The organism is Dyella humicola (genome assembly GCF_026283945.1).
Taxonomy (GTDB): Bacteria; Pseudomonadota; Gammaproteobacteria; order Xanthomonadales; family Rhodanobacteraceae; genus Dyella; species Dyella humicola.
In genome coordinates this window covers 12,632-32,444 of sequence record NZ_JAPDPC010000004.1, presented here as the reverse complement: position 1 = coordinate 32,444, position 19,813 = coordinate 12,632, and the positions used below count along the sequence as shown (strand labels likewise).

The window sequence follows — 19,813 nt, the reverse complement described above, 5'->3', positions numbered from 1 at the left end:
CCATGAGCGACACGACACCCGGCCAAGCCATCCACCAGCCCGACACGATCCACCTGATCGTGCTCTCCGGCATGTCTGGCGGCGGCAAGACAGTGGCCCTGCGCGCCCTAGAGGACCTGGAGTTCTACTGCGTCGACAATCTGCCGACTGCACTGCTGCCGCAGTTGGTGGCCGCGGTGAGTCGCGGCATGAGCGACAAGCGCCGCAACGTCGCCGTGGGCGTGGACGTGCGCAACCGTGAGGAAGACCTCAAGCGGATGCCCGAGATGTTGTCGGAACTGGCGGCGGAAGGTGTCGATGCGCACCTGATCTTCCTCGACTGTCGTGACGAGGTACTGATCAAGCGCTACTCCGAGACGCGCCGTCGCCACCCGCTTTCATGGCGCGGGTTGTCGTTGGCCGACTCCATCGCCGAGGAACGACGCGTGCTGCGCTCGCTTTCGTCGATTGCCGACAAGGTGATCGACTCCAGCGACATGAACGTGCACCAGCTGCGCCGGCTGATCGCGACCGGCTATGCGGAGGCCACCGAAGGGCTCACGCTGATGTTCCAGTCGTTCGCGTTCCGTCGCGGCCTGCCGCTGGACGCTGATTTCGTGTTCGACGCGCGCTGCCTGCCCAATCCGCACTGGGACCCCAAGCTGCGCCCGCTTTCAGGCAAGGACGCGCAGGTACGCGACTACCTGGAGGCCCAACCGCTGGTGGCCGAGTATTTCGCCGATACAGCACGCTGGCTGGATGCCTGGCTGCCTCGATTCGAGGCGGACGATCGCAGCTATGTCACCATATCCATCGGTTGCACCGGTGGTCGCCACCGCTCGGTCTATCTGGTGGAAAAGCTGGCGGCCCACTATCGCGCGCAGCGTAACGGCGTGCTCACCTTCCATCGCGAACTCGAGTGATTGCCATGCTGTCTAAATTCACTGATCGGAACGGCACGCCGTCATGAGCGTCGGCGTATTGCTGATGACTCACGAGGCGGTCGGCAAGGCCTTGATCCTGGCCGCCCATCACGTGATACCGAAGCTGCCTTTGCGTGTGGAGGCGGTGGAAGTACCCGCACAGTCCGACCCGGATGTCATGCGAACGCTTACTGCCAAGCATGCCCGGGCCCTCGACGAGGGCGATGGCGTGCTGGTGCTGGCCGACCTGTATGGCGCCACGCCCTGCAATATCGGGCTGTCGCTGGGCGCGTTGGGTGTTCGTTTGCGCTGTGTGTCGGGGCTCAACCTCCCGATGCTGCTGCGCGTGCTCAACTATGCAGAAAAACCATTAGACGAACTGGCGGAAATCGCCGCCAGCGGTGGACGCGGGGGAATCTTCATCGATCATGCTTGAACAAGAGATAGTCGTTTCCAACAAGCTCGGCCTGCATGCCCGTGCCTCGGCCAAGCTGGTGCAATTGGTGCAGGGCTTCAAATCCACGGTCTGGCTGGTCAGCAAGGGGCGCGAAGTCAACGCGCAGAGCATCATGGGCGTCATGATGCTCGCAGCCGGCATCGGCACGCAGCTGACCGTGCGCGCGGATGGACCGGATGAGGAATCCGCCATCCATGCCGTGGTCGCCCTGTTCGACCGCAAATTCGACGAAGGAGCCTGAGTGGGGACAGTCATCGCCCGAGCCCAGCGCCAGGAGGCCGTTTCCACGGCCCCATGCATGGTGGCGCGCCACTTTTCCGGGTCGGGAGAGAATGCTGTTGTGGTGGCCGGATGCCGCCGCGTTGACCGACCGAGCAGGTCACCTCACCAGGGAGGGTACGCATGAGACAGATACTGACTGGCACCACGGCCGCACGGGGCATGGCCCTGGGACGGGCCCGCCTGGTCCAGCCAAGCCGCTACCTGGTCGACACCCGTCCACTGAACGAGGATGAGGTCGAAGTCGAACTGCAGCGCCTGCATCGAGCGCTGGAAACCGCGCGACAGGAACTGCGCGAGTTGCGCGGCAAGCTGCATGGTGCCCTGGCGCGCGAGGTGAACGAGTTCATCGACGCGCACAGCCTGCTGCTGGACGACCCCGAGCTGCTGCGCGGCCTGGACGACCTCGTACGTATCGGCCATTACCGCCCAGGCGCCGCGCTCAAGAAGCAGCGCGATCGCCTGGCCGCCGTCTTCGAGGCGATGGACGACCCCTACCTGCGGTCGCGCAAGGAAGACGTCGATCAGGTCATCGGTCGGGTCATTTCCGCGTTGCAGCGCCAGACCAGCCGTGAAGAACGCAAGCTGGCGGCGCGCGTAGGCGAAATCTTGATCGCCGATACCATCGCGCCCGCCGACATGGCGCACCTCGCGGGTAGCGGCCTGCTCGGAGTGGTGGCCAGCTCGGGCAGTGCGTATTCGCATAGCGCCATCCTCGCGCGCAGCCTGGACCTGCCCATGCTGGTGGGTGTGCGCGATGCCTTGTCGAGCATCCACGATGACGACCTGATTCTGCTCGACTCCGAGCGCAGCGAAGCCGTGGTGCATCCCACCGCGCAGGATCTTGCCCGCTACCGCTCCTGGCAGCGTGAGGCCGTGCAGGAGGGCCGCCGACTGGCCACGCTCGCCAATGCCCCCACGCGCACACGTGATGGCATCGACATACGCCTGCTGGCCAATGCCGAGATGCCGGCCGACATCGCCATGGCGCGCGCGCGCGGCGCGGATGGTGTCGGCCTTTATCGGACTGAATTCCTGTTCCTGCGACAGAAGGGCCTGCCCACCGAGGACGAGCAGTTCATCGCCTATCGCGATCTGGTCCTGGGTATGGGCGGCCTGCCGGTCACCATTCGCACGCTGGACCTTGGCGCCGACAAGGCCGATGCCGCAGGGCTGGTCTTGCGTGGCGAGGACAATCCGGCGCTGGGCGTGCGCGGCGTGCGCCTGTCGTTGCGCTATCCCGCCGTGTTCACCACGCAGATTCGCGCGATCCTGCGCGCGGCCTGCTACGGACCGGTGCGCGTGCTGGTGCCGATGGTGACGCAGCCCGACGAGCTCATCGCCGTGCGCACGCTGTTCAAGCTGGCGCGCCAGGAACTCAAGCGCGAGAACGTGGACCTGCCGGAGAAGCTTGCGCTGGGTGCGATGGTCGAAGTGCCCGCCGCGGCGATCAACGTGCGTGCCCTGCTGGAGCATGCGGACTTTCTCGCCATCGGCACCAACGACCTTGCCCAGTACGTGTTGGCCGCCGATCGTGGCAACGATGCGCTGGACAACATCTACAACCCACTGCAGCCCGCGCTGCTGCGCCTGCTGTCCTATGTGATCAGCGCCGGACGCCGCGCGAAGAAGCCAGTGAGCCTGTGCGGTGAAATCGGTGGCGATGTGAACTTCACCGCTCTGCTGCTGGCGCTGGGCCTATGCGAGTTCAGCATGCACCCAAGCCAGCTGCTGCATGTGCGCGATCGCCTGGCCACGCTCGATCACGCCAGCCTGCGCGCCAATGCGCCACGCATCCTGCGCGCACATACGCACGAACAGGCGGAAGCGCTGCTCGCCGAGATCATTGGGTAAACAGTCGCCGTTGAGCGGGCGCCAGCGACCTCAGCCACGCCCGCCGAAGGTGTCACCCAGAAACGCTTCGATCAAGGCACCGCGATAACGCTGGCGATGCAGCAGCAGTGACAGCTTGCGCTGCAAATCGAGAAACGGTGTCTTCAGGGTTTTCAGGCGCCCGCTCACCACCGCATCCGTGACGGCCACTTCGGGCAGACACGCAATACCGAGACCTGCAATCACCGCCTGCTTGATCGCCTCGGTCTGGTCGAGCTCCAGCACGGTCTCGCCCATCGGCAAACTGGATAGCGCACGCTCGCTCAAGCTGCGCGTGGCCGAACCGGGTTCACGCAACACCCAGCGCGCCCCGGCGAAGTCATCCGGTTGCAATCGTCGCTTGCGTGCCAATGGATGATCGGGCGACACACACACCACCAAGGCATCGTCCCGCCAGGGACGCACTTCCAGCGAAGGATGCGCCACCGGCCCTTCCACGCAACCCAGTTCCAAGGCGTGATCGAGCATGGCCGCGGCGATCTCCGCGGTATTGGACACCCGCAACCGCACCGAGACATGCGGATGCGCACGCACGAAATCGCCCAGCAGCTCGCCCACGCGGTAATTGCCAACGGTGTTGCTGGCACCTACCCGCAATTCGCCGCCCAAGGCTTCGGCACTACCGCTGCCGATTCGTCCGAATTCGGCGTAGCGCTCCAGCAGCTCCTGGGCAAACGGCAGCAGCTCGCGCCCCCGCGTATTGAGCCGCAGGCGACCGCGTTCGCGCGCGAACACTTGCGCATCCAGCTGCCGTTCCATCTCGGCCAGGGCCATGCTCGCCGCGGGCTGGGTGAGATGCAGCGCTTCGGCGGCGGCACGCACGCTACCCAGCCGGGCGACCTGTACGAACACCTCGAGCTGGCGGGGGCTGATATTGATCATCAGCAAATCTTATTCCTCCCATCAGAAATTCAAAGTTTTATTGATGGACTGACGAGCGGAGAATGGCGCCGTTGAAGGAGATCGCCATGAATGCCCCCGCCGCGACACTTACCGCTCCCACCCTCAATCAACGCCTGCCGGGCTTGCTGCTTTCGGTGGCCATCGCCCTGGTGGCGCTGGTGCTGGGCAAGGCCGTACCGCTTATCGGCGGCCCGGTGTTCGGCATCGTGCTGGGCATTGCGGTGCGCAACCTGGTGGCGCCCGGTGGCAGCTATACGCCGGGCATCCAGTTTGCCGGCAAGCAGGTACTGCAGTGGTCGATCATCGCTCTGGGCTTCGGCCTGAGCCTGAACCAGGTCGCCAAGACCGGTCTGGAGTCCCTCTCGGTCACCCTGGTGACCATGACGGTAGCCTTCCTCACCGCCTGGCTGCTGGGGCGCCTGCTGAAGGTGGACGACAAGCTGAAGATCCTGATCGGCGTGGGCACGGCCATCTGTGGTGGTTCGGCCATCGCCGCGGTGACGCCCATCATCAAGCCGGACGACCATGACACGGCGTTCGCCATTTCCACCATTTTCCTGTTCAACCTGGTCGCAGTGCTGCTGTTCCCGCTGCTTGGACATCTGCTGCACCTGTCCGACCTTGGTTTCGGCCTGTGGGCGGGCACGGCGATCAACGACACCTCGTCGGTCGTCGCAGCGGGCTACAGCTTCAGCAAGCAGGCTGGCGACTACGCCACCATCGTCAAGCTGACCCGCGCCACGCTGATCATCCCGGTCTGCCTCGTGCTGGCCTTTGCCACGGCCTGGAAGCAAAAGAAGCAGGGCGCCAGCGATTTCAGTCTGGCCCGCATCTTCCCCTGGTTCATCCTGTGGTTTCTGGTGGCCTCGGGTGTGCGTTCGGCCGGCCTTATTCCCGCAGCGATCCAACCCGCACTGCATATGGCAGCGGAGTTCTTGATCATCGTGGCGCTTACCGCCATCGGCCTCTCGGCCAACCTGCGTCGCATGGCCTCTACCGGTGCACGTCCTATCCTGCTGGGCCTGGGCGTGTGGGCGGCGGTAGCCGTCAGCAGCCTGCTGGTGCAGTTGGTGATTGGGCAGCTTTAAGCGCCTCTCAACGCCTCAAGGAGATGCGCAACCTAAGCCGTCATTCCAGCGGCTCTCAACAGCCGAATGGCTGGTCAAGCTGGGACGACGATTTGGAGAGGTTGAGGTTTGAGACTGCTCGCGTCGTCAACCTGAAGCCTTGTACGAGCTCAAGCCTTGCCCTGCTCCACCAGCGTCAACGCCACCTTGTCACGTAGATAGACCGGTAGCGCATGTTCAGGGGCACTGGCCCGCCCCGCCCTGAATTCCAACGCGGCCAGTTCGGCCACATGACGCGCCTGCGGATAGCAGGCGCCATCGGCAGAACGCAGTTCGCCGGTGAGGCGATCGCGCAATACATCGGCATAAGTGGCCCAGCCCGTACCGACCACATGCCAACTGGGTGCCTGTGAAAGCACCAGGGCACCGGGCATGCACACGCGCTCCTCGTCGAGCGCAACGAGGCCGCCGTTGTCGTCACGACGATAGCTCGCCGCATAGATCTCACCCATGCGGGCATCGATCACGGCGAGGATGGCGGCATCGTCTTCCGGCGCTTCCAGCGCCAGCGCCGCCAGCGAGGACACCGTGATGACGGGGACATCGAGCGCCAATGCCATGCCCTGCGCCAAGGAGATACCGAGCCGCACGCCGGTGAAGGCACCCGGCCCGCGCCCTACGGCAATGGCGTTGAGCGCATGACGGCCGAGCCCGGCTTCGGCCAGCAACGCATCGGCCATGGGCAGCACCAGCTCCGTGTGTCGACGGGGAGCAATCTCGCTGCGCGCGATCACTTCATCACCATGGATGAGGGCGACGGAGCAGGCTTCGGTGGCGGTTTCGATGGCGAGCAGATTCATGACCGCTCCATGATAGCGGGTGCCGGCCCCACCGCGGTGGGAACGCTGACGTACCAGTCGATACGGCGGGTCAGATACATCAGCAGGGCCACCGTGAGGGTGAGCACGAAGGCGCCGATCAGCAGCGCGTACTCCTCTGCAGCCAGCACCACATAGAGCATGGCATAGACCAGGGCCAGCGCGCCGCCCAGCAACAGGCCCGCGCGCCGCGCAGCGAGCACGGCCATCGCATAGCCGCCAATGATCAGCACCACCGAGGTCGCCGCAACCGCGTACGCCCCACCGAAGCCGACCTGCTCGGACAGCGCCAGCAGCAGCACGTAGAACGAAGTGAGTGCCGCACCGATCAGCAGGTATTGCACCGGGTGAACGCGCAGCCGCTTGAGCACTTCGAACAGGAAAAACGCCACGAAGGTCATGGTGACGAAGAGCAGGCCGTACTTGCCTGCACGCACGTTGCGCTGATAGACGTCCACCGGCTGGAACAGCGCCACGCCAAACGGCGATGCGTGCACGGTGCTGTTCACTCGTTCATCGCTCGCGCTCCAGTACTGGCCGTAGCTTCGATTGAGGTCGAGCATATGCCAGCGCGCAGTGAAACCATGCGCATCGACTTGCCGCTCCACCGGCAGGGCCGCGCCGATAAAGCTGGGATCGGGCCAGGGCGCGTGCACTTTCACGTCCATCGTGCGCGCCCACGGCAGCATTTGCAGCGACTGCGTACCAGCAAGGCGAAAATTCAAGGAGAAGTCGATGGGCTGCCCGTTCAACGCATCGAGATCGACAGGTACCGTGACTGTTGACCAAGGCCCGAACGTCGCGGCCGATGAGGAAAACTGCTGTGGCTTGGCATTGATCACCAATTCGGTCACTTCCTGCAGGCCACGCAGATCACCGACAACCAGCCGCAGCTCGGCCTTGTCGCCCTGCCATGCAGCGCTATCGAGCTGCCTGAATCGCGCGAGATCTCCCGGCAGGAAGCGGCCGTGCAAGCTCACCGTCGATGCGAACACCGGGGCCTCGTAGATGCCGTAGCGCCGCTTGTCGACCATCATGGCGACATCCATGCTGGCGGCGTCCGGCAAGACCATGGTCGTGCCTTCCCGTACCTTGGTTTCGTTGCTTCCCGTGTCGACGCTCTGACGCGTGGGCACGGCCAGCACCAGGCCGCCCAGCACTTGCTCGCCGCCCCAGCCTTGCGCGATCTGGTCGACCGCCGACTGGCGCATGCCTTGGCGCTCGTCCACCAACGACTGCACCTTCCAAAGCGGGAACAACATCAACAGCGCCAACAGACCGATGCCCAACACCTTGGCGGTCCAACCTCGCATCCAGCTTCCCATGGCCTTTGTCTCCTGAGGACAGAGCCTTGATGGAAACAGTCGCTGCGGCAAGACCGCGGGCGCACTGCGGTCAAACCCCGGCGACTTGATGACGAAACGAAGACCGGCCAGAGCGCTCGCAAGCCATTACCTCCCGGGTAATCGCCTTCGCGCCATGCCGGCTTCAAGCTGAGCTCACTTCAACGAGACAGCAAGGAGTAGGTCATGCACAACGCCCACAACCTCATCGAACGCTACATCGACGGCTGGAACGAAACCGACGCGCTGCGCCGTCGCAACCTGATCGAAGACGTCTATACCGAGCACGCGCGCTACACCGACCCGATGATCGATGCGAACGGCTGGGAGGCCATCGACGCCACCATCGTTGCGGTGCAGGGCATGTTCCCTGGCCATCGCTTCAGCCTCGCCGGCCCGGTCGACGCACATCACGACACGCTGCGTTTCCAATGGCATCTGGCCGCTCCCGGTGAGGACGAGCCACTCGTCGTTGGCTTCGATGTCGCAGCACTGGAACACGGCCGCATTCGCCAGGTGTTCGGCTTTCTCGACAAGGTGCCGCAGGCAGCCTGACCTCATCCAGCGAGCGGCTACGGCCGCTCGCCTTCACCGGAGACACGCCATGACACGTTTCAAAACCAGCGACGGCGTCACCCTCGCCTACCAGGATTGGGGTCACGGCAAGCCCATCGTGTTCGTCCATTCCTGGGCACTCGACGCGCAGATGTGGGCACCGCACATGCTGCACTTCAACGCGCTGGGCATGCGCACCATCGCGATGGACCGGCGCGGCCATGGCCGCTCCGAGCGGCCCGGCAGCGGTTACGACTATGACCGGCTGGCCGACGATCTGGCCGAATTGATCGAGCATCTCGACCTGCGCGAGGTCACCCTCATCGGCCATTCGATGGGCACCGGCGAATGCATTCGGCTGCTCTCGCGCCATGGCGACACGCGGGTGGCGCGGATGATCCTGCTTGCGCCGATCGCTCCCTGCTACCTCGACGCATCCGGTGCGGCGCTGCCGGCCGGCGCCGTCGACTCGGTGCTGGCGCAGATCCACGCGGATTTCCCGGGCTGGCTCGCCGACGGCGCGAACGGCTTCTATCTTCCCGCCGAAACGGGCACGTCCGATGGCATGATCCGCCGCACCATCGACATCATGCTTGGCACGTCCCTGCATGCGGCCACGGCGTGCTTTCGCACTCGTGTCGGTGCCGACTTCCGCGATGAGCTACGCCACATCGATGTTCCCACGCTGGTCATCCACGGCGATCGCGATGTGAGCGAGCCCGTCACGCAGGGTCGTGCCATCGCCGCACTGGTGCCGGACTGCCGCTATGTGGAATACCCCGGCGCCCCGCACGGCATCTACCACACCCATCAGCAGCCCTTGCTGGCGGACATGCAGGCCTTCATCGCCAGCCGTGCCGTTGCATGACTCTCGGCGCAGGGCAAGCCTGGCGCAGCGTGGGATCATCGACCTGCGCCGGCCGCCCCCAGCCGACCCGGCGTCACCAGGAGCTTTTGCATGAATGCAGTCGCTGTCCCGCATCGGCCCGTCGGCGATCTATTGCGCGAGTGGCGACGGCATCGCCGGCTCAGCCAATTGGACCTGGCCACGGGCGCCGAGATCTCCACCCGCCACCTCAGCTTCGTCGAATCGGGTCGCTCACAACCCAGTCGTGACATGATCCTGCACCTGGCCGAGTATCTGGACATCCCGCTGCGCGAGCGCAACGCGCTGCTGGTCGCCGCGGGCTTTGCCGCGGCCTTCCGCGAACGTGCACTGGCTGATCCCGCACTGGATGCCGTACGCGCCACCATCGATCTATTGCTGAAAGGACTCGAGCCCTACCCGGCTCTCGCGGTGGACCGTCACTGGAACCTGATCGCCAGCAACCAGGCGACGCTGCGCTTGTTGTCGGGACTGTCCGAGCAGTGGTTACGCCCGCCGATCAATGTGCTGCGACTGAGCCTGCATCCGGCCGGGCTGGCCCCGCGCATACGCAACCTGCCGGTATGGCGGGCGCATCTGCTCGATCGCCTGCGCCGACAGATCGACGCCAGCCAGGACCCGCAATTGATCGAACTGCTGCGCGAACTGCATGGCTACCCCTCGCCCACCGGCGAGCCTGCCCAGACCACCACGGGCCTGCCTAACGCGATCGCCGTGCCCATGGAGCTGGAGCTCAACGGCGAACTATTGTCGATGCTGAGCACGACCACGGTATTCGGCACACCGACCGACATCACCCTCGCCGAGCTGGCGTTGGAAGCCTTCGTGCCGGCTGACCAGGCCACCATGGAGCGCTTGCGCGTGCTCGCCGAATCGTGAGCCCCGTTTCGGCCAGCCAACTCAATCCGGTGGCTGCCACAACTCCACGCGCGTGCCTTCGGGATCCATGATCCAGCCGAAGCGACCGAACTCGCTGTCCTGGATGTTCTCATCCACCGTCACGCCGGCTTCGCGCAGCTGTGCCAGCAGGCCATCGAGATCGTCCACGCGGAGATTGATCATGTACGGTTGCGCGCTCGGTGCGAAATAGTCCGTATCCGCCGCAAACGCCGACCACAGCGTATAGCCCTTGCGCTGCTCGTCTTCGTCGAAGCGCACGCCGCCCCAGTCATCGACCGGCAAGCCCAGATGTTGCGCATACCAAGCGCTCAAGGCCTTGGGATCGCGAGATTTGAAGAAGATGCCGCCCAGACCGATGACCTTAGCCATGCTCTTATCCTCTCGAAGTGAAACCACTACGCGGGTGAAGATACCTCGTCCTCGAAAAACGCCTGCACGTCCTTCAATTCGCGCGTGCGCGGCATGGCCGGAAGACTGGCGAGAAACAAACGCCCATAGCCCTTGCTGGTCAGGCGCGGATCGCACAGCACCAGTACGCCACGATCGCGCACGTCTCGAATCAAGCGGCCGGCACCCTGCTTGAGCGCAATGACCGCGCTGGGTACCTGCCAGCCCATGAAGGGGTTGATGCCGGCATGTTCCAACGCCTCCAGCCTCGCTTGCAACACCGGATCGTCCGGCGCGGCGAATGGCAGCTTGTCGATCACCACCACGCTGAGCGCTTCGCCCGCGACATCCACGCCTTCCCAGAAACTGGCCGCGCCTAGCAGCACGCCGTGACCGCTTGCGCGGAATTCTTCCAGCAGGCGGTGACGTGGTGCGGTGCCTTGCACGAACAACGGCCAGGGCACGCGCTCGCGCAGCAGTTCCGCCGCGCGGCGCAGTGCGCGATGCGAGGTGAACAGCAGGAAGGCGCGCCCGTTCGAGGCGTGCAGTACAGGCAGCACGGCATCGAGCACGCGGTCGGTATAGTCCCGCGTGGAAGGATCGGGCAACGGCGTCGGTAGATAGCACAGCGCCTGGGTGGCGTAGTCGAAAGGACTCTCCACCTGCAAGGTCTGCGGATCTTCCAGACCGAGCTGGCGTGCGAAGTGATCGAAGCTTCCCGCCACCGACAACGTGGCCGAGGTGTGGATCCATGCCGCCTGCGTCTGTTCGCGCATCGCGCGCAAGGGCGCGGCCAGGTCGAGTGGTGTGGCGTGCAGCGCAAAACCGCGCGGGAACAGCTCGTACCAGCGCACATCCCGCTCGCTGTCACGCTCGGCGATACGATCGAGGCGTTCGCTCAGATGCGCTGCGCGCTCATGGGCGTTGGCGAAACCACGCGAGCGCTCAGCCTGCGAGGCCAGCGCGTCGGTGAGCGCGGCCAGCACTTCACGCACATCGTGCAGCGCGGTGTGGATGGATGCACTTGCTTCCAGCAGGTGCAACGGCCCGCGTTCCGGCAAGGCATCCATCGCCAGCCGCAAGCGGCGGACGGCGTCCTGCAGCGCTTCCGCTGGCTCCAGCAACAAGCCGATCGCGCCGGTGACGCCATTGCATTCGCTCAGGCTGTCCTGCGCCAGCTCGGTCAACTGGCGCGCGCTGATGCTCTGCGAAAAGAACTGCCCCGCCAGCTCGGGTATCTGATGCGCCTCATCGAGAATGAAGGCATGAGCGCCGGGCAGGATCTCGCCGAAGCCTTCCTGCTTCAGGGCGAGGTCGGCGAACAGCAGATGGTGATTCACCACCACCACGTCGGCGTCCTGCGCTTCGCGCCGGGCTTTCACCACGTGACAGTCATCGTAGAACGGGCATTCCACACCCAGGCAGTTGTCGGGTGTGGAGGTCACGCGAGGCCACAGCGGCGATTCTTCCGGCACCTCCGCCAGCTCCATGCGGTCGCCGCGCCGGGTACGTGCGGACCACGTGCGGATCGCTGCCAGCTGCGATGCCTGCGCCCGGTCGAAAGTGCCACCCTCGCGCACGGTCTGGTCCAGCCGGTACAGGCAGAGATAATTGGCGCGGCCCTTCAATAGCGCCGTTTTCAGCCGCGCATCCAGCACCGAACGCACGCGCGGAAGATCGCGGAAATACAGCTGGTCCTGCAGCGCCTTGGTACCGGTGGAGACGATCACGCGCTGGCCGGACAACAGCGCCGGCACCAGATACGCAAAGGTCTTGCCGGTGCCGGTGCCGGCCTCGGCGATCAGGGTTTCGCGCTCGGCGATGGCGTGCTGAACCGCACGCGCCATCTCCTGCTGAGCGGCACGTGGCGCGAAATTCGGCAGCTCGCGGGCAAATGGGCCATCCGGGCCCAGCAGCGCGGCCATATCCTCGTCATCAATCATCCGCGAAGTATCGCCGACCTGAGCCGCGCTCGCGAATGTCCTAGACTGCGTAGGCACCTGTACGCGGAGCTCATCCATGCCCACGCCCATCAGCGGTATCGGTCAGATTGCCATCACCGTCAGCGATGTCGACCTCGCGCTCGCGTTCTACCGCGACATTCTCGAATTGCCGTTCCTGTTCCGCCCTGCCCCCAATCTCGCCTTCCTCGACAGCGGCGGCGTGCGCCTGATGCTGTCGACGCCCCAAGGCGCGGGCAAGGTTGGTAGCAACTCCATCCTGTACTTCAGAGTGGCCGATATCAGCGACACCTTCTCAGCGCTGCTGAATCGTGGCGCCGTCGGCGAGCGCGAACCGCAAGCCACGGCCGAGCTGTCCGATCACACGTTATGGCTGGCTTTCCTGCGCGATCCCGACGGCAACCTGGTTGGGCTGATGGAAGAACGCCGACGCCCGGGATAAGCGCGACTCGACCTGCCACTGAATGACCGGATGCACGCCAGGCCTGCCCGGCGTGCACCGCCCGTGCGGATCCGGTCGTCCGCTCACCTTGCAGGGTGCGGCTTCGGGGCGCCGCATCATCAAGGTTGCCCCCCGATGGGCTCGGGGGGCTTTCCCAGCTAAGGTTTGTCGAGAGGCAGCCCTATGCGCCGATGCAGGAGCGTGGCTTGTACGCCTGGGCCCGGAGCCTCCCAGCTATAGCGAAAAGTCATACTGGATCTGGAAGCGCGCGTAGCGCGGCGTGTTGAAGTACTTCGGCAACCGGTAGTGCGTGTAGCTGGTCTTGCGTCCTGCTGCCGAAATGGTCTCGAACTGTTCGTAGACGAAGGTGGGCGAGTCGTTGTCGAACAGGTTGATCACCGAGAGTTGCATGCTCAGGCCCTTGGCCCACGAGGGCTGATACATCAGATTCGGACTGACCGTCCAGAGCCATGGCGTGCGTCCCGCGGTGCCTTCCGCGCTGATCTGGCCGTTGCAGACATGAAACGCCGCGCCATAGCCAAACTGCGTGCCGAGCGTACCGCCGCCACCGCCATAGCAACTGATCGGGGCGCCCGATTGCGCCAGTACGTTGAGACCTGCCGACCATTCCGGCGTGAACTTGTAGGCGCCATACACTTTGAAGCTATGGCGGCGATCGTTCGGCAGGTAGCCATTGGCACCTACCATGACCTCAGGGAAGTCGAAGTCAGACGTGGTGCCGGTGTCGCTCTGGCCGTTGCTCGACTTCACCAGGCCCTCGGTGTTGCCATAGCTTTTCGACCAGGTGTACGAGGCATTCACGTAGTACTTGTCCGATTGCTTCTCGGCGCTCAACACCACGCCCTGATAGGAGCGTTTGGCGCGGGGGCCGAGCACGCTGCCCGGAATCGTCACATCGAACGTGCGCGGCGTGCTGTCCAGCGTGGTGGTCAGGCTAAGCGCACTGCCCGGGTTGTAGATCCAACAGCCGCCCATGCCCTCGGGCACGCTCCACTGGTCGTCCCAGGCGTCGGCCACACCATGCGTCACCGCCTGAGCGTAAAACGGACGCGAATCGCAGGTGTCGTCGATGCCGGTGCGCAGCTTGCGGTAGGTAGCCTTGACGCCAACAGTCCAGTTGTCGAGCAAGGCCATGTCGCTACGTACGGCCTTCTGGAAACCTAGGATGTACTCATCCTGCACATACGGCTTCAGATCCTTGGAAGCCACCGCCTTGGGATTCGGCGTGCTGCCATCCTCGCCGTTGATGACGTAATGCCCTTGGCTACCCTTTTCACCCACCAGCACCGGCGAACCGTCGGGATTGATCGCAGAGTAGAGGCTGTCGTCCTCGGTATAGAGCGAGGCCGTGGCGGCGCGCAAGGCAACGTTGGCGGCTATCGGCAACGAGTAACGACCAGCGCTGCCCGAGACCTTGAACGACGAGTCACCCATCACGTCCCACGAAAAACCCAGGCGCGGTTGCCAGATATTGTCCTGTTTGACAAAGGTCTCGCCGCCACCGTTCTTGTTGTTGAAGCTGTCGTTGCGGATGCCGCCATACAACATCCACTTGTCGGTGACTTGCCAGTGGTCTTCCAGGTACCAGGACTTCTGGTAGACGTCGATATGGCCGCCGGTGCGGAAGTTATAGGTCAACACCAAACCCGGCGCTTTCGCGGTGGGTTTAGAGTAGTAGTAGTTATAGGCGCCCCCTGAGTACGAGGTGCCCGCGTCGGATGACCACGTTTCGTCCGAATAGCCGCCGCCGATATCGTGATCGCCTAGCTTCCAATCCAGGTCGACGCGCCATGCCTTGCGCTGATCCTCGCCGCCATACACATCAACGCTGCTGGTGATGGCGCAGGTGACCGGACCCCATGGCGTGCCGTTGTACGCGGTGTAGGCGCAGCCGGAGGTGGGTGCGTTGATGTCTCCGCTGTAACGGGTGTAGATGCCCGTAGGGCTGACCGTATACGTGGAATTGTCGCTATCCATCTTGCCCCACAGGGCGGTCAGCGTCAGGTCATCCGTGAGATAGCCGGTGTATTTGAAGATATGCGTCTGTCCACCGAAACGTGTGTACAGATTGCCCTTGTACGAGGTCTTTGACGGCACGCCATCGACGTAGGGGGCGTTGTAGTAGTTGTAGGTATTCCTGTCGGTGTTGTTGAAGCCCGTGTATTCGAGATGGTTGCTGTTGTCGATGTTCCAATCGATCTTCACCACCCAGTACGGACTGTTGGTGGTGAAGTCGTACGCTGTGGATGCCGAATTCGAATTGCTGAGGCTCGTGGTCGACGAAGCGCCATACGTGGTACCCGTCGACTTCGTAAACTCGCCCAGAGCGAAGATGAAGAGCTTGTCCTTGATCAGCGGGCCGCCCATCCAGGCATCGTAAGTGTTGCTGTTGCTGCTGTTTTTGTCGTAGTTGCGGAACGTGGTGCCATTGCTGCGCATCACGTTCGGCGGCGTTTCGCGCGCCCAGTTCGGCGCCGTGGTCCAGCTCACTCCGCCTTTCCACTCGTTGGTGCCACGCTTGATATTGACCGAGGTCACGCCGCCGGTGGAAAAGCCGTACTGCGCGCCGTAGCCGCCGGACTGCACGTCCAACTGATCGATCGCCTGGAACGGCACCTGGCCGAATGACAGGTTGTCGTAGAGATTGGTCACGTTGAAACCGTTGACGTAGTAGCTGTTCTCGGCCACGGACGAGCCACCGAACGACGGCAGGTTGCCGAACACGGCGTTGCCCTTGACCACGCCCGGCGTCAGCATCGCCACGCTGACGATGTCACGCGGCACCGCCAGCGTGTTCAACTGGGCCGCCGAGAACGTGGTGCGCGTTTCCACCGAGCTGACATCGATCGGCGGCATGGCATTGGCGGTCACCGTCACGATAGATAAATTCTTTGTCTGGGCCGCGCCGGGGGTGAGGTTGACCTGAGCGGTCTGACTGGCCACCACCGTCACCTGGCTCGTGCTGACCGCGTTGCCGCTCCGAACCAACTGCACTTCATACCTGCCGCTTGGCAGCGCTGGCACTCGGAACTTGCCGTCTGCGGCAAGGTTGACCGCACGGGACAGGCCCGAATCCAGATTCCTGATGACCACGGTTTCGCCGCCCCCAGGCGTCGCGGTACCGGCGATGTCGCCCGCCGTGCTTTGCGCCATGGCGATGTTGCAGCCCAGGCCCAGGGCAATAGCCAGAGCCAATTGACACAAATGCAGAGTGGATGATGCTTTGCGAGAAGTCATTTCGATGGTTCTCCCTTTAAAGAGCCAAGAGCCTGTCCAAGGCCATCGCGTTGGCCGGTTTGGCTCCCCTCCCATGGCAATGGCGATCAGGCGCACTGGGCGCCGAGTGATCGGCGGGCCGGCGCTATCGCGCCGAATCGCAGCGCCCTCCGCGCTGCGGGAACAAAACAATCAAAACCTTTGTTGCAAGTCAAACTTTGATTTTTGGCCATATTTATTCGCAAGAATGGCTTGGCATTTGGGCTAGCAACGACAAGGTTTGACTTGCCTACCAAGAAACCAACCAGTCCCTACGCCGGTTTCGCTGAGCGCCTACAAGAAGCCTGCGATGCGGCTGACATTCCCGAAGGCCGGGCGCGCAGCGGCACGCTCGCTTTGCGTTTTGGCGTGACAACTGAGGCGGTTCGGCAGTGGCTGCACGGACGGGCCCTGCCCGAGGTCTCTCGCTTGACGGAGATGGCCGAGGAACTGGAATGCAGCCTGGACTGGCTGGTGCTGGGACGGTTGCCGTCCGCAGGCCAAGTGCGTGAGCCGGGAGGCGCCTACAAGACGCTATCGCCGCAGGAAAGGGCCGTGGTAAGTGCGATGCGCAAGCTCAACGCCCGCCGCCGCGGCGGCCTGGTGCAGTTGTTGGCCGATATCTGATCGCCCGACGCCCGTTGGCCTCCCTGTAGGAGCGCACCCAGTGCGCGAAAAGCCAAAAAAACGGCGAAACCAGGCTTCTCTATCCTGCGGCGAAAACGGTCGACGGCGGTAGCGACCCGACGCTGCGGTCGCGCACTGGGTGCGCTCCTACACAGGGGGACGGAAGGCGCTCAGTAGCGCTGCACGCCTTCCACATGACACTGCTGCAACGACTTGGTGGCAGTCTGCGCGCCGGTATCGTCGCCGGCACGTTCGCGCAGCTCGGCGATGGTCTGCCAATTGCGCGCACACAGCGGCCCCAGACGCGGGCCCAGCTCCCACGAGCGCTGCGCAAGCTTTTCGGCGTTGGCGTAATCCTTGAGGCGGATCGCCAGTTCGGCGCGGTCCTGCAGCAGATCCGGCGAATTGGGGCTCAGCTTGAGTGCCTGGTCGAGCTTGACGGCCGCCGCATCGTACTGGCCGGTGCGCATGTCGCCGGCTGCCGCGTCCTGCAAGGTGGCCACGCCCGGCTCACGCAACGGATTCACGTCGATGGCGGACTTTTCCTTGTCACCCGCGGCGTGGATGGACGCCAGCATCTGCTCGTCGGAATGGGTTGGACGCGTCGTCTGTTGCGACGGTGCGCTGGGCTGGCTGCAGGCAGCGAGCAAGAGGGCGGCCAGCGTCGCTGGCACGGCAGTACGAGGGAAAGGACGCGACATGATCAATCTCGAATGGGAGCCGTGGAGACCGGTGCGGGTGCCTGGTCACCGCCGCCGAACAGATTGCCGACGTGCTGCCAGAAGCAGCCCTCGGCATCTTGCGACAGTGTACCGGCCACTACCGGTAGTTGCCGCGCTCCCTCGCACCCCTGTTCCGTGCGCTTGCCATTGGAAGGATTGATCCAGGCAAGCTCGAGACCCTCGCCAGGCGCTGCCGACAAGGGCTTGGTCGGCAGCTTGCGGAACAACTCCTGCCATGCGCGCAGGCTGCCTGTGGCGCCATACAGGCCGCTCGGCTTGTTATCGTCGCGGCCCATCCAGAACACGGCCAGATGCTCGCCGGTAAAGCCGGCGAACCAACTGTCGCGCATATCGTTGCTGGTGCCGGTCTTGCCCGCTGCATTGAGGTAGGCCAGGCCGGAACTGCCGACGGACGCCGCCGTACCCGAACGCGTCACCTGCTGCATGGCCCACGTCACCAAGCGCACGGCGGACTGGTATTCACCCGGACCGGTCTTCACTTCGTAACGCTTGATAGTCTGGCCCTTGCCGTCGACCACACCGCGCACGGCGACCAGCGGCAGGGCATGACCGTCGGCGGCGATGTACTGGTAAAGCTGGGTCGCCTGCAACGGCGACATGTCCAGCGCACCGATCAGCAGCGACGGACTCGGGTTCACATCGGTGAGGCCAAACGATTCCAGGAAGGCCTTGATGCGCGACACGCCGATATTCATGCCGAGATTGATGGTGGCCAGGTTCCACGAATGCACCAGCGCGTCGACCATCGGCACCGGGCCATGCGAATCGCCTTCGTCGTTCTTCGGCGTCCACATGGTGCCGTCGGGCTGCTTCATGCTGATCGGCTCATCTTCGATCACGCTGCCGAGATTCCAGCGCTCCGGTTGTGCCAGCGCCACCAGGTAGACCAGCGGCTTCACCAGCGAACCGATCGGGCGACGCGCATCGAGTGCGCGGTTGAAACCCTGGTCGCCAGGCAGCTTGCTGCCCACCACCGCCAACACGGCGCCGGTCTGCGCTTCGGTGATCACGGCGGCCGCCTGCGCGGCGTCACCACGCTTGCCGAGGCTGCTCATGGTGGTCGTGATCGCCTGCTCCGCATACAGCTGTGCAGCCGGATCCAGCGAGGTAAAGACACTGAGATTGCCGTTGGCAAGCGTCTCGTCGTCGAAGTCGGCGGTGATCTGATCACGCACCAGCTGCATGAACGCCGGGAAGCGGTTATGCGGCAACTGGCCGATGCTGACGATGCCAAGCGGGGTGGCCTGCGCGGCCTTCGCCTCATCCGCCGTCATCACACCGGTTTCGACGAACTGCTCGAGCACCAGGTTACGGCGCGACAACGCGCGCTCGGGATAGCGGCGCGGGTCGTAATAGCTCGGCCCCTTCACCATGCCGATCAGCAGCGCCATCTCCTGCGGCTTGAGGTCCTCCATGCGGCGACCGAAGTAGAACTCCGACGCGGCGGCAAAACCGTGCACCGCCTGGCTGCCTTGCTGACCGAGGAAGACCTCGTTGACGTAGGCTTCGAGGATGCGGCTCTTGTCGTAGTGCGCCTCGATCAGGATCGACATCAACGCTTCGTTGAATTTGCGCGTGAAGTTCTGTTCGCGATCGAGGAACAGGTTGCGTACCAGCTGCTGGGTCAGGGTGGAACCGCCCTGCACCGTGTGGCCGGCGCGCAGGTTGGCGAACGAGGCGCGCAGGATGGCCGTGAGATCGATGCCGAAATGATGCTTGAAGTCGCGGTCCTCGACGGCCTGCAGACCCGACAGCAACATCGGCGGTACATCCGCCAGGCGCACGATGCGGCGCTCTTCCTGTTGCGAGCCGTACAAGGTGGCGATCCGCGCCGGGTCGAGATGCGTCAGCTCGATGCTCTTGCCGCTGCCGATGTCCTTCACACCGGCGACCTGCCCCTTGCCCAGCGCCACGCGAACGCGCTTCGGCACCTCGCCACCGTCAGGCCCGGCATAGCCACGCGAGGCAATCGTGTAGGTGCTGCCCTCCTTCAGCCAGGTGCCGGCCACCTGGCCATGGCCATCGTTGCCATAGCCGGCGAAGGTCAGCTCCAGTTCCAGCGCCGCCGGCGTCATCGGCGTGCCAGGAGCCAGCGCGAGCGGCCGCGCGTAGATGCGCGTGGGCACCGCGAATACCAGATCGTTGAAGCGATCCTGCACGCGCTTGTTCAGCACCAGCGTGTAGGGCAGCACGAAGCCGAACAGCAGGCCCATGCAGATCCAGAACGGGATGCGCACCCAGGGCCACACGGCGTGGGTGAACGAGCGTAGGCGGGGCAAGAAGGCCAAGGAAGGGAAATCCCGAACAGGAAGGC

Annotated in this window: 18 protein-coding genes; 10 read left to right on the top strand and 8 right to left on the bottom strand. The window is 64.1% G+C overall.

Annotation, left to right across the window (positions count from 1 at the left end):
• Positions 1-2 precede the first annotated feature (2 nt).
• From rapZ to ptsP, 4 genes are all read left to right on the top strand, one after another.
• Positions 3-902 carry an RNase adapter RapZ gene (gene rapZ, locus OUZ30_RS18560; protein WP_266183940.1) on the top strand — a complete coding sequence of 300 codons (900 nt, stop codon included), beginning with the start codon at positions 3-5 and terminating at the stop codon, positions 900-902.
• A 43-nt stretch (positions 903-945) separates the two neighbouring features.
• Entirely contained in the window at positions 946-1,338 is a 393-nt protein-coding gene (locus OUZ30_RS18555; RefSeq protein ID WP_266183939.1) for a PTS sugar transporter subunit IIA, read from the top strand.
• The gene (locus OUZ30_RS18550; RefSeq protein WP_266183938.1) at positions 1,331-1,600 is read left to right on the top strand and encodes an HPr family phosphocarrier protein; all 270 of its coding nucleotides are present in this window, start codon (positions 1,331-1,333) and stop codon (positions 1,598-1,600) included. The genes OUZ30_RS18555 and OUZ30_RS18550 overlap by 8 nt, the downstream gene beginning before the upstream one ends.
• A gap of 161 nt (positions 1,601-1,761) precedes the next feature.
• A complete protein-coding gene (ptsP, locus tag OUZ30_RS18545; RefSeq protein WP_266183937.1) occupies positions 1,762-3,492 on the top strand; it encodes a phosphoenolpyruvate--protein phosphotransferase in 1,731 nt (576 codons plus the stop codon).
• 30 nt (positions 3,493-3,522) lie between these two features.
• Here ptsP and OUZ30_RS18540 read toward each other — a convergent pair whose 3' ends face one another.
• The gene (locus tag OUZ30_RS18540) at positions 3,523-4,413 is read right to left on the bottom strand and encodes a LysR family transcriptional regulator (RefSeq protein WP_266183936.1); all 891 of its coding nucleotides are present in this window, start codon (positions 4,411-4,413) and stop codon (positions 3,523-3,525) included.
• Positions 4,414-4,499: 86 nt separating this feature from the next.
• Between OUZ30_RS18540 and OUZ30_RS18535 the strand changes: the two genes are divergently transcribed.
• Positions 4,500-5,522: a YeiH family protein gene (locus tag OUZ30_RS18535; RefSeq protein ID WP_266183935.1), complete on the top strand. Its 1,023-nt coding sequence runs from the start codon at positions 4,500-4,502 to the stop codon at positions 5,520-5,522.
• Between the two features lie 149 nt (positions 5,523-5,671).
• On the opposite strand, the gene tsaB is transcribed toward OUZ30_RS18535, so the two are convergent.
• Together tsaB and creD are read right to left on the bottom strand one after the other, a co-directional pair.
• Positions 5,672-6,361, bottom strand: coding sequence for a tRNA (adenosine(37)-N6)-threonylcarbamoyltransferase complex dimerization subunit type 1 TsaB (gene tsaB, locus OUZ30_RS18530; RefSeq protein WP_266183934.1), 690 nt, complete (start codon positions 6,359-6,361; stop codon positions 5,672-5,674).
• The gene (gene creD, locus OUZ30_RS18525) at positions 6,358-7,704 is read right to left on the bottom strand and encodes a cell envelope integrity protein CreD (RefSeq protein ID WP_266183933.1); all 1,347 of its coding nucleotides are present in this window, start codon (positions 7,702-7,704) and stop codon (positions 6,358-6,360) included. The genes tsaB and creD overlap by 4 nt, the downstream gene beginning before the upstream one ends.
• A 204-nt stretch (positions 7,705-7,908) precedes the next feature.
• Between creD and OUZ30_RS18520 the strand changes: the two genes are divergently transcribed.
• From OUZ30_RS18520 to OUZ30_RS18510, 3 genes are all read left to right on the top strand, one after another.
• Positions 7,909-8,277, top strand: a complete 369-nt coding sequence (locus tag OUZ30_RS18520) for a nuclear transport factor 2 family protein (protein WP_266183932.1) — start codon at positions 7,909-7,911, stop codon at positions 8,275-8,277.
• Positions 8,278-8,326: 49 nt separating this feature from the next.
• The gene (locus OUZ30_RS18515; RefSeq protein ID WP_266183931.1) at positions 8,327-9,145 is read left to right on the top strand and encodes an alpha/beta fold hydrolase; all 819 of its coding nucleotides are present in this window, start codon (positions 8,327-8,329) and stop codon (positions 9,143-9,145) included.
• Positions 9,146-9,235: 90 nt separating this feature from the next.
• Positions 9,236-10,042 (top strand): helix-turn-helix domain-containing protein, encoded by an 807-nt coding sequence (locus tag OUZ30_RS18510; RefSeq protein WP_266183930.1) that lies wholly within the window; start codon positions 9,236-9,238, stop codon positions 10,040-10,042.
• Between the two features lie 21 nt (positions 10,043-10,063).
• Here the strand turns inward: OUZ30_RS18510 and OUZ30_RS18505 are convergent, their stop codons facing one another.
• On the bottom strand, positions 10,064-10,432 hold the full coding sequence (locus tag OUZ30_RS18505) for a VOC family protein (protein WP_266183929.1): 369 nt from the start codon (positions 10,430-10,432) through the stop codon (positions 10,064-10,066).
• A 26-nt stretch (positions 10,433-10,458) separates the two neighbouring features.
• Positions 10,459-12,393: a DNA repair helicase YoaA gene (gene yoaA / locus OUZ30_RS18500; RefSeq protein ID WP_266183928.1), complete on the bottom strand. Its 1,935-nt coding sequence runs from the start codon at positions 12,391-12,393 to the stop codon at positions 10,459-10,461.
• Between the two features lie 76 nt (positions 12,394-12,469).
• Between yoaA and OUZ30_RS18495 the strand changes: the two genes are divergently transcribed.
• Positions 12,470-12,853, top strand: coding sequence for a VOC family protein (locus OUZ30_RS18495; protein ID WP_266183927.1), 384 nt, complete (start codon positions 12,470-12,472; stop codon positions 12,851-12,853).
• 234 nt (positions 12,854-13,087) lie between these two features.
• Here OUZ30_RS18495 and OUZ30_RS18490 read toward each other — a convergent pair whose 3' ends face one another.
• The gene (locus OUZ30_RS18490) at positions 13,088-16,111 is read right to left on the bottom strand and encodes a TonB-dependent receptor (protein WP_266183926.1); all 3,024 of its coding nucleotides are present in this window, start codon (positions 16,109-16,111) and stop codon (positions 13,088-13,090) included.
• A gap of 264 nt (positions 16,112-16,375) precedes the next feature.
• Here OUZ30_RS18490 and OUZ30_RS18485 point away from each other — a divergent pair, with 264 nt between their 5' ends.
• Complete coding sequence (locus OUZ30_RS18485) at positions 16,376-16,756, top strand: helix-turn-helix domain-containing protein (protein WP_266183925.1); 381 nt, start codon at positions 16,376-16,378, stop codon at positions 16,754-16,756.
• A gap of 170 nt (positions 16,757-16,926) precedes the next feature.
• Here OUZ30_RS18485 and OUZ30_RS18480 read toward each other — a convergent pair whose 3' ends face one another.
• Together OUZ30_RS18480 and mrcB are read right to left on the bottom strand one after the other, a co-directional pair.
• Positions 16,927-17,457 (bottom strand): tetratricopeptide repeat protein, encoded by a 531-nt coding sequence (locus OUZ30_RS18480; protein ID WP_266183924.1) that lies wholly within the window; start codon positions 17,455-17,457, stop codon positions 16,927-16,929.
• Positions 17,458-17,459: 2 nt separating this feature from the next.
• Entirely contained in the window at positions 17,460-19,787 is a 2,328-nt protein-coding gene (mrcB, locus tag OUZ30_RS18475; RefSeq protein ID WP_425601539.1) for a penicillin-binding protein 1B, read from the bottom strand.
• Positions 19,788-19,813: the final 26 nt, after the last annotated feature.

Coding starts and splice junctions, on each gene's coding strand:
- rapZ (WP_266183940.1), top strand. CDS start 3: ATGAGCGACACGACACCCGGCCAAGCCATCCACCAGCCCGACACGATC.
- OUZ30_RS18510 (WP_266183930.1), top strand. CDS start 9,236: ATGAATGCAGTCGCTGTCCCGCATCGGCCCGTCGGCGATCTATTGCGC.
- ptsP (WP_266183937.1), top strand. CDS start 1,762: ATGAGACAGATACTGACTGGCACCACGGCCGCACGGGGCATGGCCCTG.
- OUZ30_RS18495 (WP_266183927.1), top strand. CDS start 12,470: ATGCCCACGCCCATCAGCGGTATCGGTCAGATTGCCATCACCGTCAGC.
- tsaB (WP_266183934.1), bottom strand. CDS start 6,361: ATGAATCTGCTCGCCATCGAAACCGCCACCGAAGCCTGCTCCGTCGCC.
- OUZ30_RS18490 (WP_266183926.1), bottom strand. CDS start 16,111: ATGACTTCTCGCAAAGCATCATCCACTCTGCATTTGTGTCAATTGGCT.
- OUZ30_RS18550 (WP_266183938.1), top strand. CDS start 1,331: ATGCTTGAACAAGAGATAGTCGTTTCCAACAAGCTCGGCCTGCATGCC.
- OUZ30_RS18505 (WP_266183929.1), bottom strand. CDS start 10,432: ATGGCTAAGGTCATCGGTCTGGGCGGCATCTTCTTCAAATCTCGCGAT.
- OUZ30_RS18515 (WP_266183931.1), top strand. CDS start 8,327: ATGACACGTTTCAAAACCAGCGACGGCGTCACCCTCGCCTACCAGGAT.
- OUZ30_RS18555 (WP_266183939.1), top strand. CDS start 946: ATGAGCGTCGGCGTATTGCTGATGACTCACGAGGCGGTCGGCAAGGCC.
- yoaA (WP_266183928.1), bottom strand. CDS start 12,393: ATGATTGATGACGAGGATATGGCCGCGCTGCTGGGCCCGGATGGCCCA.
- OUZ30_RS18535 (WP_266183935.1), top strand. CDS start 4,500: ATGAATGCCCCCGCCGCGACACTTACCGCTCCCACCCTCAATCAACGC.
- creD (WP_266183933.1), bottom strand. CDS start 7,704: ATGGGAAGCTGGATGCGAGGTTGGACCGCCAAGGTGTTGGGCATCGGT.
- OUZ30_RS18520 (WP_266183932.1), top strand. CDS start 7,909: ATGCACAACGCCCACAACCTCATCGAACGCTACATCGACGGCTGGAAC.
- OUZ30_RS18480 (WP_266183924.1), bottom strand. CDS start 17,457: ATGTCGCGTCCTTTCCCTCGTACTGCCGTGCCAGCGACGCTGGCCGCC.
- OUZ30_RS18540 (WP_266183936.1), bottom strand. CDS start 4,413: ATGATCAATATCAGCCCCCGCCAGCTCGAGGTGTTCGTACAGGTCGCC.